Raw genomic sequence first — 12861 nt, 5'->3', positions numbered from 1 at the left:
TTTTTTCCAATCAGCTTGACCTGGCGCCGTACCCGTTTTACCGTCACTGTCCGTAACCATCCCTGGAGACAGACTCCCGGGGCCCCCTGGCTTCGCGAATCTGTCTCCCCCCGGTGACAAACCGGGGTTCGACGACGACAAAGTGAGCCTTGGGGGGCCGCAGAATGCCGTCTGAATACGCAAAGGCTCTCGGTGCGCGCCTGCGCGCCATCCGCACCCAGCAGGGCCTGTCCCTGCACGGTGTGGAAGAGAAGTCACGTGGCCGCTGGAAGGCCGTCGTCGTGGGTTCGTACGAGCGGGGCGACCGCGCCGTCACCGTTCAGAAGCTGGCCGAGCTCGCCGATTTCTACGGCGTGCCGGTTTCCGAGTTGCTGCCCGGCGGAGCCGCGCCGAGCCCGCTCGGGCCTACACCCAAGCTCGTGATCGATCTAGAGCGGTTGCAGCAGCTTCCGAAAGACAAGGCCGGTCCTCTCGCCCGCTACGCCGCGACGATCCAGAGCCAGCGGGGCGACTACAACGGAAAGGTCCTGTCCATCCGCCAGGAGGACCTGCGTTCACTGGCGGTCATCTATGACAAGTCCCCGACCGAGCTCACCGAAGAGCTCATCGGCTGGGGCGTCCTCGACCCGGAGGCGCGCCGCGCCGTCGAGTCGTTCTGATCCGCCCGCTCCACCGCACGATCCGCTCCACCGGAAGGGGCCCGCCGCACCTCGCGGCGGGCCCCGTCCGCGGTCCGGGGGCCCGCACGCCCCCGGCGATTACGGAGAGTCACGAGATGGGCGCGGTGTGGTACTCCGCCTCGCCGCGCGCGACGTCCCCGGCCCGGCGCCGCCGCCCCCGCGGGGCGAGGAGCGCCAGCGGGAGGACGACGGCCATGACCGCGGCGCTCACGGCGAAGCCCGTGCTGTAGCCGCCCTCGCCGGGGACGGCGACGATGACGACCGCGCTGATCTGCGTCCCGAGGGACGCCCCGACCGTCCTGATGAGCGTGTTGACGCCGGTCGCGACACCCGTCTCCCCGGTCGGCACGGCGGCGACGACCAGGTTCGCCACCGCGGCGTAGGCGAACCCCAGGCCGATGCCGCGCGCCAGGCCGCCGACGTAGAGCTGCCACATGGCGTCGTGCTGGACCGCCACGAACGCGTAGCCGAGGCCGGTCATCAGCGAGCCGCCGAACAGGACCGCCCGGGAGCCGACGCGCCGGTCGAGGAGGCCCGCGGTCATCCCCGCGACCGTCATGCCGATGCTGGCGGGCAGCTGGAGCAGGGCCGCCCGGGTGGCCGTCCCGCCGAAGCCGAAGCCGGTGTCCTCCGGAAGCTGGACGAGCAGGGGGAACAGCAGGCCGCCGGCCATGAGCGCGTAACCGGACAGCAGCGAGGCGGCGTTCGCCGTCCAGACTCCGCGCACGCGCATGAGCCGCGGATCGATCAGCGGGTCGCGGACGCGGCTCTCCACCCACAGCCATGCGACGGCCGTCACGAGCGACAGCGCGAGGAGGCCGAGGACGCCGGGGGACGCCCACCCCCACTCCATGCCCTGGGTGAGGGCGGTGAGCGCGGCCACCAGCCAGGCGGCGAAGAGGGCGGCGCCCCACCAGTCGACCTTCGCCGCCGTCCGGGGCACCGGGCGCGGGACGATCCGCCAGGCGAGGACCATGCCGGGCACCAGGCCGGCGACCGGGATCCACAGCAGCCACCGCCAGCCGAGGAGGTCGATGACCGGCCCTGCCAGGCACCACGACACCGCGCCGCCCAGCCCCAGCATGGACGACATGAGGCCGATGGCCGAGGCCCTCCGCACGGCCGGCACCACGTCCCGGATGATCGTGTACGCCAGCGGGAAGACGCCGCCGCCGATGCCGCTCAGGGCGCGTCCGGCCAGCATGGCCGGCACCGTCCCGGCCAGGGCGGCGACGACCGTCCCGGTGGCCGCGACGGCCAGCACGGCGAGCAGGACGCGGCGCGGCCCGTACAGGTCGCCGAGCCGCCCGACGACCGGCGTGGCGACCGCCGCGGAGAGCGTCATCGCGGTCAGCGCCCACGCCGCGCCCGCGGGCGTGGTGTCCAGGCCGTCCTGGATCTGCGGCAGCGCGGGCGTCACGACGGCCATGGACAGCGAGTAGGCCATCACCCCGAGGAACGCCAGCAGGGGGACCAGCCCGCGCCCGCCCTGCCCCGCCACCGAGCCCTCCCCTAGTTCGCCCCCCTAACAATCTCACAGTCGGACGAACCGCCATCTATCCCCCCATGAGGGAGACGACCGACGGCGCTAGGCGATCGCGCCCTTGCCCCGCAGCGCCTCGATCCGCCGCGGGGACGCGGACAGGACGTCCCGCAGCACCTCGTCGGTGTGCTCGCCCAGCATGGGGGCGGGCAGGGGGGCCGCGGCGGCGTCGAGACGCAGCGGGGATCCGGGGGCCAGATGGGGTCCCACTCCCGGCTGGTCCAGCACGGCCATCAGCGGCTCGTCGCGCAGGCCGGCGGCCACCTCCGCGAAGCCGCGGTAACGGGACCAGAGGACGGACGTGCCGGCCAGCCCGTCCGCGACCTCCTCGCACGTGCGGGACGCGAACCAGGGGGCGAGCACGCCACCGAGGACCTCCCGGTGGCCGTAGCGGTCACCGGCGCGGCGGAAGTCGGCGTCCAGGGCCCGTTCGAGGGCGGCCGTCACCTCGCCGAGACCGGTGGCCTCCACCAGGTCGCGCCAGTGGCGGGCGGTGAGGATCGCGACCATGACCCGCCCGTCCGCGGTGGCGAAGTCGCGTCCGAAGTCGCCGAACAGGTGGTTCCCCAGGCGCGCCCTGGGCTCGCCCAGCTGCGCCTCGGCGAGGTAGCCCAGGTTCCCCGCGGTGGCCAGGGCGACGTCCTGCAGCGCCACCTCGATGCTCTGCCCCTCGCCCGTGCGCAGGCGGTGCCGCTCGGCCGCGAGCAGGCCGACGGCCATGTAGAGGCCGCACGCCACGTCCCACGCGGGCAGGGCGTGGTTGACCGGCGCCTCCCGGCCGGGCGGACCCGTGATCAACGGAAACCCCGTGGCGGCGTTCACCGTGTAGTCGACGGCGTTGCCTCCATCGCGCGTCCCCTGGAGCCGGACATGGATCAGATCCGGCCTGACCGCCTTCAGCTCCTCGTACGTGAGACCCGGCCGGGGTGGAGCGTTGGTCAGGACGGTGCCGGCTTCGGCGATGAGACCCGCGACGACCTCGCGCCCCTCCGGCGACCGCAGGTCGACGGTGACCGAGCGCTTGCCCTTGTTCAGCCCGGCCCAGTACAGGCTCCGCCCGGACGGCGCGAGCGGCCACCGGTCGATGTCGGGCCCGCCGCCGATCTGGTCGACCCGGATGACGTCGGCGCCGAGCTGCGCCAGCGTCATTCCGCCCAGCGGCGTCGCCACGAAGCTGGACAGCTCGACGACGCGCATCCCGTCCAGCGGCAATGTCCCGGCCATGCGGCGATGTCTATCAGGTGGCCGGCCGAGCCGCGCGGGGCGGGTGCGCCGGAGGGGGATCGCGCCGGCGGGACCGGCTCGGGGGGGTGCGGCCGCCGCCGGCGCGATCGTCACGGCGCCGGAGGCCGGGCGGCGGGCCGCGGTGAGGTGGCGGCGGCCGCCCCGGCCTCCGGCGGGGGCCCGGTCCGGGGAGGGGGACGGGCCTCCAGGGTGGCTCAGTCGGCAGGGCGGCTCAGCCGGCTTCGGGGACCGGGAGGGTCGGCTGCCCGGTGACGCCGAGGGTGTCCTCGACCAGGGTGACGAAGACCTCCGCGTCGTGCAGGAGCTCCTCGGCCTCCCGCGCGGTCACGGCGCGCGGGAGGCCCGCCTCGGCGGCGGCGCGCTTGTCGGCGCCGGCGGCGAAGAAGGCCGCCCACTCGCGCAGGGCGGGCTCGGCCTCGGGCAGCAGCACCCACACGCTGCGCGGGCGGCCGCGGCGGTGGGTCTCCAGGGGCTCCTTGGACGCCAGCACCGCGGCGGCGGCGCGCAGCGCGGCCAGGTGGGCGCAGACGTAGCGGACGGCGGGCGAGGTGGCCTCGGCCGCCTCGGCGAGGCCCATGCGGGCGGCGTGCAGCTGGCCGGCGGCCGTGTGCGCCGGACGCGGCGCGGGCAGCGGGCGGTGGCGGGGGCGTGGGCTCGGTGCTGGGACGGACTGGGCGGCGGAGTGGATCCCGCGTGCGGTCATCGTTCCGGACATGTCTGCCTCCTTCCGGGCTCGGGCCGGCCGGGCGGAGAGCTTCCCCTCACTCCGCCCGGCCGTCCGTCCCGCCGAAACACCGCGACCGGCGGGGACGTCGCCCTGGTGCGGGCCGCGAGTCCCGCACCACCTCGAACATAAGTTCGAGGCATTCCCAGTAAACAGGCCCGGCGACGATTCGTCAACGTGTTCGAACGCGTGTCCCGCACCGCAGGTCAGAGGGTATGCAGACGGTCGAACGGCGAGTCCGGGGGTCCGCCCGCGGGACGGCTAGCGAGGCCGCCTGACGTGCACGGGAACGTTGGTTCCGAGCAGGTCCGGGAAGTACTCGGCGATGTGCATCGGCAACCGCACGCAGCCGTGCGAGGCGGGGTACTTGGGGACGTCCAGGGCGCCGTGGAAGGCGATGCCGCCGTTGAAGTAGATGGGGTTGTAGAGGCGCCCCAGGGGCGACGTCTCCCAGCCGGAGGCACGGCGTCCCGTCCGGAAGTCGCCCGTGCCGGTCGAGGCGTAGCGGCAGCGCGGGACGGTGGCGCCGCGGTCCTTGGCGCAGTAGTACTCGCCCGAGCCGGACGAGATGTGCGAGATGAGCCGCGGCTTCCCGTCCTTGTAGAGGACGAGGTACTGGCGCTTCAGGTCGACGTCGACGCGGTTCTTCTCCCGCTTCTTGGCCATCGGACGCGGCTCCTTGGGCGCGTCGAGGGCCTCCCAGAAGGACTTGCCGAGGGTGGTCTTCTGCTTGAGGCGGTTGACGGCCTGGAACGCCCAGACGGCCGTCTGCGTGGACGGCCCGTACTTCCCGTCCGCCTTGCCCGGGTCGTAGCCGAGCTCCTTCAGCCGCCGCTGGAGCGCCTTGACGTCGGAGCCCTTGGCGCCCGCCTTGAGCTTGCGGTGGGTGGGGGTGGGCGCCGGCGCGGGCGACGTCGCCGTCGCCGACGGTGAGGCCTTCGGCGGGGCGGGCGACGCCGCGTCCGTGTCGTTGCAGCCCGTCAGCCCGACGGCCGCGATCAGCAGAACCGCGCTCTTCCGCACGTCGATCGGTCTCCCTCGCATGCGCTGACCTTAAAGTGCTACCCATGCATCCGAATGCCGAAATCGTCGCGAAGGCCCTGCGCGACCAGGGCGCGACCGGAGCCATCGTAGAGCTTCCCGACTCCGCGCGGACGGCGCAGGCGGCGGCGGACCAGCTCGGCTGCGAGGTCGGCGCGATCGCCAACAGCCTGCTCTTCGACGCCGACGGGTCGCCGCTGCTGGTGATGACCAGCGGCGCGCACCGCGTCGACACGGCCAAGGTGGCGGGCCTGGTGGGCGCGGCGAAGGTGCGGCGGGCGACGCCGGAGTTCGTCCGGGAGGCGACCGGCCAGCCCATCGGGGGCGTCGCGCCGATCGGCCACCCGGCGCCGATCCGCACGCTCGTGGACGTGTGGCTGGACAAGTACGACGTGGTCTGGGCCGCGGGCGGGCACCCGCACACCGTCTTCCCGACGTCGTACGAGGAACTGCTGAGGATCACCGGGGGCACCCCGGCGGAGGTGGAGTGATGGAGATCTGGCACAACCCGCGCTGTTCCAAGAGCCGTGCCGCGAAGGCGGCGCTGGACGAGGCGGGCGTGGAGTACACCGAGCGCCGCTACCTGGACGAGCCGCCCACGGCGGAGGAGCTGGACGCGGTCCTCACCCGGATCGGCGCCGAGCCGTGGGAGGTGGCGCGGCTGAACGAGCCGGTCGCCAAGGAGCTCGGGCTGAAGGACCTCGAGCACGACCGGGCCCGGTGGATCGAGATCATGGTGGCGAACCCGGTGCTGATCCAGCGGCCGATCGTGCTGACCGGCGGCACCGCCGTCGTGGCGCGCGACGACGCCTCGGTGCGCAAGGCCCTCGACAGCCGGTGACGCCGGTGTGATTCTGGGGAGTCGGGGAACGACGATCGGTGACCTCCGGAGGGGCGATGACGGCGCAGATGCGCACCGGCCCGGCGGCGCGCGACCCGGGCTTTCGCGGGATCGACCCGCCGGCGCTCGATCAGGTCATCAGGCAGATGCAGGACGCGCAGAACGCGATCCAGGGCTGGCTGAACGGCCACCGCCCGCCGCCGGGCGTCTCCGCGGCCGGGTACAAGCAGGCCGACGAGGTGGCGCGGTGGGCCGCCGAGCAGCTCGGGATGCTGGCGCGCCGCTACAACTACGCGGTCACCAACCCGTCTCCGGGCGGCGGGGTCGACGCCCCGCCGCCGCCGCGCCCCGCGCCGTCGCCCGGGAGCCCGGGGCGCGCTCCGGTCGGGACGCCCCGGCCGGTGACGCCGCCGCCGCGCCGGACCGCGCCCGAGCCGACGCCGAGCGGCGCCGGGGGGATCGGCAACTTTCCCACCCGGCAGGCCGCCGCCAGGGCCGCCAAGACCGACGCGCTGGCCGTCGTGGCGTCGGTCCAGGACGGCAGGCCCGTGTCCGACACCGTGTGGAAGCACCTGAAGGCCAACGCCGACGATCCCGACTACACCGAGAAGCTGTACGAGAGGCTGGGCCCGGCGGCCACGGCCGCGCTGCTGAAGGACGCGCAGGGGCACGAGGCCCGGCTGCGGGTCGTCCAGGAGTCGCTCGGCACGTCCAGCCACCATCTGACGATGGACGTGAAGTGGCTGCGCGCCTTCCTGGCCGAGGCCGACCGCGTCGGCGTCCGTCCCGTCGCCGTCCAGGTGCTCCTCGGGGCGGACATGAGCGCGCGGACGCGCGAGGCCGTCGCGAAGCTCGATCTGCGGCCCCCCGAAGCCACGAACTCCCCAGCCATGAACTCCCCAGCCATGAACGTCGCCTGAGAGGTCGCCATGGCCGCTCCGCCGCCTCCCGGCAGCCTGCCCCCTCCGCTCACCGGCACCGCCGCGGCGGAGCTGTCCCCCACGGAACGTCCCAATCCGGAGTACCAGCAGCTCTACCAGGCGTACGCGGACGCCTACGGCAGCATCGACCGCCTCCGCCGGGCCCTGGACGCCCCGGTGAAGACGCTGCGCGGGACGGACGCGTGGCTCGGGCCGGAGGCGCGGGAGTGGGGCGGGCACCTCGACGCCAACCGGGGGGCGCTGCGGAAGGCCGCCGACCGCATCCTCTGGGACATCTACGATCGGCTCTCCGCCACCCAGCGGACCATCGCGCGGGTCTAGTCTCTGTCGGGTGAGGGACCCGAAGCTGCGCGAGATCGACGAACGCGCCTTCCTACGCAGGCTCGGCCCCATGCTGGACGTGTACGCGGCCGCGATGGACCCGCCGAACGAGCAGCTCCCGGGCCGGCACACCATCATGGAACGGCACGCCTCGTATCCGGGGTTCCGCGCGCTGGTCGTCGAGCGCCGCGGGGCGCTGCCGGTGGTGCCGGGTCCCGTCCTGGGGTTCGCCTACGGGTTCCACGGGACGCGCGGCCAGTGGTGGCACGACGTCGTCCACCAGGCGCTGTCCGACCTTGAGGGGCCCGAGCACGCCGAGGCGTGGCTGGAGGACACGTTCGAGGTCGCCGAGCTGCACGTGCACCCGCGGGCGCAGGGCAGGGGCCTCGGCCGGGGCCTGCTGACCGCGCTGTGCGAGGGCAGGCCGGAGCGGACGGTCGTGCTGTCGACGCTCGACAGGAGCCCGGACACCCCGGCCCGCACCCTGTACCGCTCGGTCGGCATGGTCGACCTGCTGACCGGCTTCGAGTTCCCGGGCGGAGGGCCCCGCTACGCGGTCATGGGCGGGACCCTGCCGCTGGCGCCGTACCCGGCCCCGTCCAGCAGCGAGTAGACCTCGCGCGTCGCCGTCGACTTGTTGAAGGTGATGAAGTGGATGCCGGGCGCGTCCTGGCCGAGCAGTTCCCCGCACAGCTCGGCGGCGTGCTCGATGCCGAGCCTGCGGACCGCCTCCGGGTCGTCGGCCACCGCGTCGAACCGGGCCTTGACCTCGGGCGGGAACGGCGCGCCCGACAGCTGCTCGGACCGTTCGATCGTGCTGATCTGCGTGACCGGCATGATGCCCGGCAGGATCGGCACGTCGCAGCCGGCGGCGTCGACGCGGTCGCGGAGCCGGAAGTAGTCCTCGGCCCGGAAGAACATCTGGGTGATCGCGTAGTCGGCGCCGGCCCGGCACTTCTCGATGAAGTGGCGGGTGTCGCTCTCGATGTCGGGCGAGCGCGGGTGCTTGTAGGGGAAGGCGGCCACGCCGACGCAGAAGTCGCCGTAGGCGCGGATCATCCGGACCAGGTCGGCGGCGTACTCGACGCCGTCGGGGTGCTTGACCCACTCCCCCATCGGGTCGCCGGGCGGGTCGCCGCGCACGGCGAGGATGTTGCGCACGCCCGCGGCGGCGAACCGCCCGATCAGGTTGCGCAGCTCGGCCTGCGAGTGGTCGACGGCGGTGAAGTGCGCGACGGGGGTGAGGGTGGTGTCGGTCGCGATCCGCTCGACGATGTCGACGGTCTTGTCCCTGGTGCCGCCGCCCGCGCCGTAGGTCACCGACACGAAGGTCGGGTGCAGGGGCTCCAGCTCGCGGATCGTCCGCCACAGGTTCCGGGCGCCCTTGTCGGTCTTGGGCGGGAAGAACTCGAACGAGAACGAGCGGCGGCCGGTGGCCAGCAGCTCTCGGACGGTGGGGGGCCGGTCGAGGCGTGCGCGCATCCCCCAAGCCTACAGAAGGGCCCGGAACCGCCGATCCGCGTGACGCTCGCCACAGGACACGGGCGTTATGTACCTATTTCCGAAGATCGAGTGACTTCTCACGTTTTCGCGGTGAGGTGAAAACCGCCCAGGTGGATACGATCGCCGCATGTCGACCAGCCGTATCCGCAAGGAGGTCGACGAGGCGCTGCTGGGCTTCGTCGACCGGCAGCGCCCCGCCCTGCTCACCATCAGCGACGACCTCGCGCCCATGCTGTCCGCCCTGGACGCGCTGCTGGGCGGCGGGAAGCGGCTGCGTCCCGCGTTCTGCTACTGGGGGTGGCGCGCCGCGGACGGCGAGGACGTCCCCGGCATCGTGGCCGCTGCCGCGTCCCTGGAGCTGCTCCAGGCGAGCGCGCTGATCCACGACGACGTGATGGACTCCAGCGACACCCGGCGCGGCCAGCCGTCCGCCCACCGCAGGTTCGAGGCCATGCACGCCGCGCAGGACTGGCCGGGCGACGCGGAGGCGTTCGGCGGTGGCGCCGCGATCCTGCTCGGCGACCTGTGCCTGGCCTGGTCGAGCGAGATGTTCGAGACGTGCGGGCTGGACGGCGAGAGCCGCCGCCGCGGCCGGGCCGTCTACGACCTGATGCGCACCGAGGTGATGTGCGGCCAGTACCTCGACATGCTGGAGGGCACCCGCCGGGAGGCCAACGTCGCCACGGCGCTGCGCGTGGTGGAGTACAAGAGCGCCAAGTACACGATCGAGCGCCCGCTGCACCTCGGAGCGGCGCTGGCCGGCGCCCGCCCCGGCGTGACGGCCGCGCTCACCGGCTACGGGCTGCCCCTCGGCATCGCGTTCCAGCTCCGCGACGACGTGCTCGGCGTGTTCGGCGACCCGGCCGAGACCGGGAAGCCCGCCGGCGACGACCTGCGCGAGGGCAAGCGGACCGTGCTGGTGGCCCTCACCCTGGAGCGCGCGTCCGCGGCCCAGGCCGCGGCCCTGAGGGCCCGGCTCGGCGATCCGGCCCTGGACCGGCCGGGCGTGGACGGGCTGCGCGCGATCATCGAGGAGACCGGCGGCCTCGCCGCCTGCGAGGCCATGATCGAGCGGTACCTGCGGGAGGCGGAGGAGGCGCTGCGGGCGGCCCCGATCACCGGCGAGGCGCGGCAGGCCCTCGCTGACCTCGCCGTCGCCGCCACCACCCGCATCACCTGAGCCCCGTTGGCACGATCCGGCCACCTTTCCCCGGCGGTCTAGAACTTTCCCACTGATTGGTGGCAGAAATGTCGCCATGTGCGCCGACAGCCCCGCGGACCGCGTGCCGCGCGTCGACCCGCTCCCCGAGGAGGAGTGGGACGACGTGCTCAAGGCCGTGGTCGCGACGACCGGGCCCCTGAACCTCTTCACCACGCTGGCCCGCCACCCGGGCCTGTTCCACTCCTGGATCGGGTTCGGCTCGCTGCTGCTGATGCGGGGGACGCTGCCCGGCCGGGACCGCGAGCTGGCGATCCTGCGGACGGCGCACCACCGGTCCTGCGGCTACGAGTGGGAGCACCACCGCGGGCTCGGGCTCGCCGCGGGGCTGACCGAGGCCGAGATCGCCGCCGTCCGGCTCGGCCCGGACGGGCACGGCTGGGGCCGCGGCGACCGGATGGTGCTGACCGCCGCGGACGAGCTGCACGAGCACGGGACGATCGGCGACGCGACGTGGGCGGAGCTGTCCGCCCGGTTCGGGGAGCGCGAGCTGATCGAGCTGGTGATGCTGATCGGCCACTACCACATGGTCGCGTTCACGCTGAACGCCCTCCGCGTCCAGCCCGAGGAGGGCACCGGCCCCGGAGAGGGGCGCTGATGCGGACGGGACGGTGGCTGCCGGCCGCGGCGGCGCTCGCGTCCGCGCTGGCCCTGGCGGCGGTGCCGGTGCCCGGTGAGGCGCGGGCGGCGCTCGGGCGCTGCGGCGACCCCGCCCAGCGGCCGTGGTGCGACACCGCGCTGACGCCGGAGCGGCGGACCGCGCTGCTCATGCCGAAGCTGACCGGCGACGAGAAGATCGCGCTGCTCGCGTCGGACGACCCCTTCGGCGGCCCGCTCGGCGGGTTCTTCGAGACGGCGCACGCGGACACCGCCGAGGGCATCGAGCGGCTCGGGATCCCGCCGGTGTACATGGCCGACGGCCCGGCCGGCGTGCGGCAGGGCAAGGCCACGGCGCTGCCCGCGCCGATCGCGCTCGCGGCGGGCTTCGACCGCGAGGCCGCCGGCCTGTACGGCGGGACGGTCGCGTGGGAGGCCCGGCACCGGGGCAACGACCTCGTCTTCGGGCCGACCGTCGACGTCCTGCGCACGCCCCGCAACGGCCGGACGTTCGAGGGCTTCGGCGAGGACCCCTACCTGTCGGCGACGCTGGGCGTGCCCTGGATCAAGGCCGCGCAGGACCGGGGCGTGATGACGTCGGTCAAGCACATGGCCGTCTACACGCAGGAGACCGACCGGTTGTCGCTCAGCATGAACGTCGACCCGCGGACGCTGCGGGAGATCTACCTGCCGCCGTTCGAGGCCGCCGTGAAGGACGGCGGCGCGGCGACCGTGATGTGCGGGTTCGGGAGGCTGAACGGCCGGTGGGCCTGCCAGGACGGCACCGTCCTGAACGGGATCCTGCGGTCGGAGTGGGGCTTCGAGGGCTTCGTGCCGTCCGACCACACCGCCGCGCAGGACACGGCCGACGCCGCCAACGGCGGTCTCGACATGGAACTGCCGATCGGCATGAAGTACAACGCGTTCCTGCTGAAGACGGCCGTCGCGCAGAAGAAGGTCACGCAGGCCGCCATCGACGGGCACGTCCGGAACATCCTGCGGACCATGTTCAGGTTCGGGCTGTTCGACCGCCAGGCGTACCCCAACGACCTCACTCGCATCGACCGGACGGAGAGCCGGACCGCCGCCCGGCGGATCGCGGAGGGCGGCATCACGCTGCTGAAGAACGACGGCGTGCTCCCGCTGAGGGCGCCGCGCTCGATCGCGCTGATCGGGCGGGCCGCGCGGGAGAGCCCGAGCGGGTTCGGCTCGGCGAAGGTCGTCCCGTTCACGGCCGTCAGCGCGCAGGACGGCATCACGCGCCGCGCGGGGGCCGGCGCGACGGTGACCTACACCGGCGGCGACGATCGCGCGGCGGCCGCCGCCGCGGCGCGCGGCGCCGACGTCGCCCTCGTGTTCGCCACCGACAGCCAGGGCGAGTTCTTCGACAAGTCCTGCCTGACGCTGGAGTGCGGCGAACCGCTCCGGGGCGACCAGGACGGGCTGATCTCCGAGGTCGCCGAGGCCAACCCGAACACGATCGTCGTCCTGAACACGGGCGGGCCCGTGCTGACGCCCTGGGCCGGACAGGTGAAGGGCGTCATCGAGGCCTGGTATCCGGGGCAGGAGGCGGGGAACGCCCTGGCGCGGGTCCTGTACGGGGACGTGGACCCGGGCGGACGGCTTCCCGTGACGTTCCCGGTCGAGGAGAACGACGCCCCGGCCGCCGCGAACCCCGCGCAATACCCCGGTGTCGGCAAGACCACGACGTTCTCCGAGGGCGTGTTCGTCGGCTACCGGCACTACGACGCCAAGGGAATCGCGCCGCGGTTCCCGTTCGGGCACGGCCTCTCCTACACCACGTTCGCCTACAGCGGACTCACCACGAGCACCAAGGCCGTGCAGGTGACGGTCACCAACACGGGTCAGCGGACCGGCGTCGCCGTCCCGCAGCTGTACATCGGCATGCCGTCGCCTGGCGTGGACGTCCCGCAGCCGCCCGAGCAGCTCAAGGGCTATGCCAAGGTCACGCTCGCGCCCGGCGAGAGCACGAAGGTGACGTTCCCTCTGTCTCCACGCTCGTTCGCCTACTGGAACGAGGGCGCGAAGGCATGGAAGGTCGCCGGCGGCTGCTACAAGATCATGGTCGGCTCGTCCTCCCGGCGGATCGAGCGCACGGGGACGCTCGGCGCCTGCGGCTGACGAGGAAGATCGAGGTTCCGCTGCCGTACCCGCCGGTTACGCGGTACAAATGAGGAAATCTTCG

14 protein-coding genes are annotated in these 12861 nt (G+C 73.5%); 9 read left to right on the top strand and 5 right to left on the bottom strand.

Annotated elements, in window-relative coordinates:
- Positions 1-164 precede the first annotated feature (164 nt).
- A complete protein-coding gene (locus tag K8Z49_RS45635; RefSeq protein WP_021597992.1) occupies positions 165-659 on the top strand; it encodes a transcriptional regulator in 495 nt (164 codons plus the stop codon).
- A 109-nt stretch (positions 660-768) separates the two neighbouring features.
- Here the strand turns inward: K8Z49_RS45635 and K8Z49_RS45630 are convergent, their stop codons facing one another.
- From K8Z49_RS45630 to K8Z49_RS45615, 4 genes are all read right to left on the bottom strand, one after another.
- Positions 769-2181 (bottom strand): MFS transporter, encoded by a 1413-nt coding sequence (locus K8Z49_RS45630; RefSeq protein ID WP_412517027.1) that lies wholly within the window; start codon positions 2179-2181, stop codon positions 769-771.
- 87 nt (positions 2182-2268) lie between these two features.
- Positions 2269-3447 carry a CoA transferase gene (locus tag K8Z49_RS45625; RefSeq protein ID WP_033333584.1) on the bottom strand — a complete coding sequence of 393 codons (1179 nt, stop codon included), beginning with the start codon at positions 3445-3447 and terminating at the stop codon, positions 2269-2271.
- A 232-nt stretch (positions 3448-3679) separates the two neighbouring features.
- Positions 3680-4183: an SAV_6107 family HEPN domain-containing protein gene (locus K8Z49_RS45620; RefSeq protein ID WP_075019841.1), complete on the bottom strand. Its 504-nt coding sequence runs from the start codon at positions 4181-4183 to the stop codon at positions 3680-3682.
- Positions 4184-4453: 270 nt separating this feature from the next.
- Positions 4454-5236 (bottom strand): L,D-transpeptidase family protein, encoded by a 783-nt coding sequence (locus K8Z49_RS45615; RefSeq protein ID WP_021600333.1) that lies wholly within the window; start codon positions 5234-5236, stop codon positions 4454-4456.
- 23 nt (positions 5237-5259) lie between these two features.
- On the opposite strand from K8Z49_RS45615, the gene K8Z49_RS45610 reads away from it, so the two are divergent.
- From K8Z49_RS45610 to K8Z49_RS45590, 5 genes are read left to right on the top strand one after another with little or no spacing between them, the layout of a single operon-like run.
- A complete protein-coding gene (locus tag K8Z49_RS45610) occupies positions 5260-5724 on the top strand; it encodes a YbaK/EbsC family protein (protein WP_021600332.1) in 465 nt (154 codons plus the stop codon).
- Complete coding sequence (locus K8Z49_RS45605) at positions 5724-6074, top strand: arsenate reductase family protein (RefSeq protein WP_021600331.1); 351 nt, start codon at positions 5724-5726, stop codon at positions 6072-6074. Before K8Z49_RS45610 ends, K8Z49_RS45605 begins: the two co-directional genes overlap by 1 nt.
- 56 nt (positions 6075-6130) lie before the next feature.
- On the top strand, positions 6131-6994 hold the full coding sequence (locus tag K8Z49_RS45600) for a hypothetical protein (protein ID WP_075019840.1): 864 nt from the start codon (positions 6131-6133) through the stop codon (positions 6992-6994).
- 9 nt (positions 6995-7003) lie between these two features.
- Positions 7004-7336: a hypothetical protein gene (locus K8Z49_RS45595; protein ID WP_021599836.1), complete on the top strand. Its 333-nt coding sequence runs from the start codon at positions 7004-7006 to the stop codon at positions 7334-7336.
- A gap of 10 nt (positions 7337-7346) precedes the next feature.
- Entirely contained in the window at positions 7347-7949 is a 603-nt protein-coding gene (locus tag K8Z49_RS45590; protein WP_021599837.1) for a GNAT family N-acetyltransferase, read from the top strand.
- Here K8Z49_RS45590 and metF read toward each other — a convergent pair.
- Entirely contained in the window at positions 7886-8818 is a 933-nt protein-coding gene (metF, locus tag K8Z49_RS45585; protein WP_021599838.1) for a methylenetetrahydrofolate reductase [NAD(P)H], read from the bottom strand. The genes K8Z49_RS45590 and metF overlap by 64 nt on opposite strands.
- 148 nt (positions 8819-8966) lie before the next feature.
- Here metF and K8Z49_RS45580 point away from each other — a divergent pair, with 148 nt between their 5' ends.
- The 3 genes from K8Z49_RS45580 to K8Z49_RS45570 all read left to right on the top strand — a co-directional run bounded on the left by K8Z49_RS45580 (position 8967) and on the right by K8Z49_RS45570 (position 12797).
- On the top strand, positions 8967-10019 hold the full coding sequence (locus tag K8Z49_RS45580; protein ID WP_412517026.1) for a polyprenyl synthetase family protein: 1053 nt from the start codon (positions 8967-8969) through the stop codon (positions 10017-10019).
- Between the two features lie 76 nt (positions 10020-10095).
- Positions 10096-10656, top strand: a complete 561-nt coding sequence (locus tag K8Z49_RS45575) for a carboxymuconolactone decarboxylase family protein (RefSeq protein ID WP_021599840.1) — start codon at positions 10096-10098, stop codon at positions 10654-10656.
- On the top strand, positions 10656-12797 hold the full coding sequence (locus tag K8Z49_RS45570) for a beta-glucosidase family protein (protein ID WP_412517025.1): 2142 nt from the start codon (positions 10656-10658) through the stop codon (positions 12795-12797). The genes K8Z49_RS45575 and K8Z49_RS45570 overlap by 1 nt, the downstream gene beginning before the upstream one ends.
- Positions 12798-12861: the final 64 nt, after the last annotated feature.

Source organism: Actinomadura madurae (genome assembly GCF_047130825.1).
GTDB lineage: Bacteria > Actinomycetota > Actinomycetes > Streptosporangiales > Streptosporangiaceae > Spirillospora > Spirillospora madurae.
Note: the sequence above shows the minus strand (reverse complement) of the source record. Positions and strands in the feature narration are given on the sequence as shown.

Excerpts from the sequence above, each read along its gene's own strand:
- K8Z49_RS45635 (WP_021597992.1), top strand. The coding sequence starts at position 165 with ATGCCGTCTGAATACGCAAAGGCTCTCGGTGCGCGCCTGCGCGCCATC.
- K8Z49_RS45625 (WP_033333584.1), bottom strand. The coding sequence starts at position 3,447 with ATGGCCGGGACATTGCCGCTGGACGGGATGCGCGTCGTCGAGCTGTCC.
- K8Z49_RS45620 (WP_075019841.1), bottom strand. The coding sequence starts at position 4,183 with ATGTCCGGAACGATGACCGCACGCGGGATCCACTCCGCCGCCCAGTCC.
- K8Z49_RS45615 (WP_021600333.1), bottom strand. The coding sequence starts at position 5,236 with ATGCGAGGGAGACCGATCGACGTGCGGAAGAGCGCGGTTCTGCTGATC.
- K8Z49_RS45610 (WP_021600332.1), top strand. The coding sequence starts at position 5,260 with ATGCATCCGAATGCCGAAATCGTCGCGAAGGCCCTGCGCGACCAGGGC.
- K8Z49_RS45605 (WP_021600331.1), top strand. The coding sequence starts at position 5,724 with ATGGAGATCTGGCACAACCCGCGCTGTTCCAAGAGCCGTGCCGCGAAG.
- K8Z49_RS45600 (WP_075019840.1), top strand. The coding sequence starts at position 6,131 with ATGACGGCGCAGATGCGCACCGGCCCGGCGGCGCGCGACCCGGGCTTT.
- K8Z49_RS45595 (WP_021599836.1), top strand. The coding sequence starts at position 7,004 with ATGGCCGCTCCGCCGCCTCCCGGCAGCCTGCCCCCTCCGCTCACCGGC.
- metF (WP_021599838.1), bottom strand. The coding sequence starts at position 8,818 with ATGCGCGCACGCCTCGACCGGCCCCCCACCGTCCGAGAGCTGCTGGCC.
- K8Z49_RS45580 (WP_412517026.1), top strand. The coding sequence starts at position 8,967 with ATGTCGACCAGCCGTATCCGCAAGGAGGTCGACGAGGCGCTGCTGGGC.
- K8Z49_RS45575 (WP_021599840.1), top strand. The coding sequence starts at position 10,096 with ATGTGCGCCGACAGCCCCGCGGACCGCGTGCCGCGCGTCGACCCGCTC.
- K8Z49_RS45570 (WP_412517025.1), top strand. The coding sequence starts at position 10,656 with ATGCGGACGGGACGGTGGCTGCCGGCCGCGGCGGCGCTCGCGTCCGCG.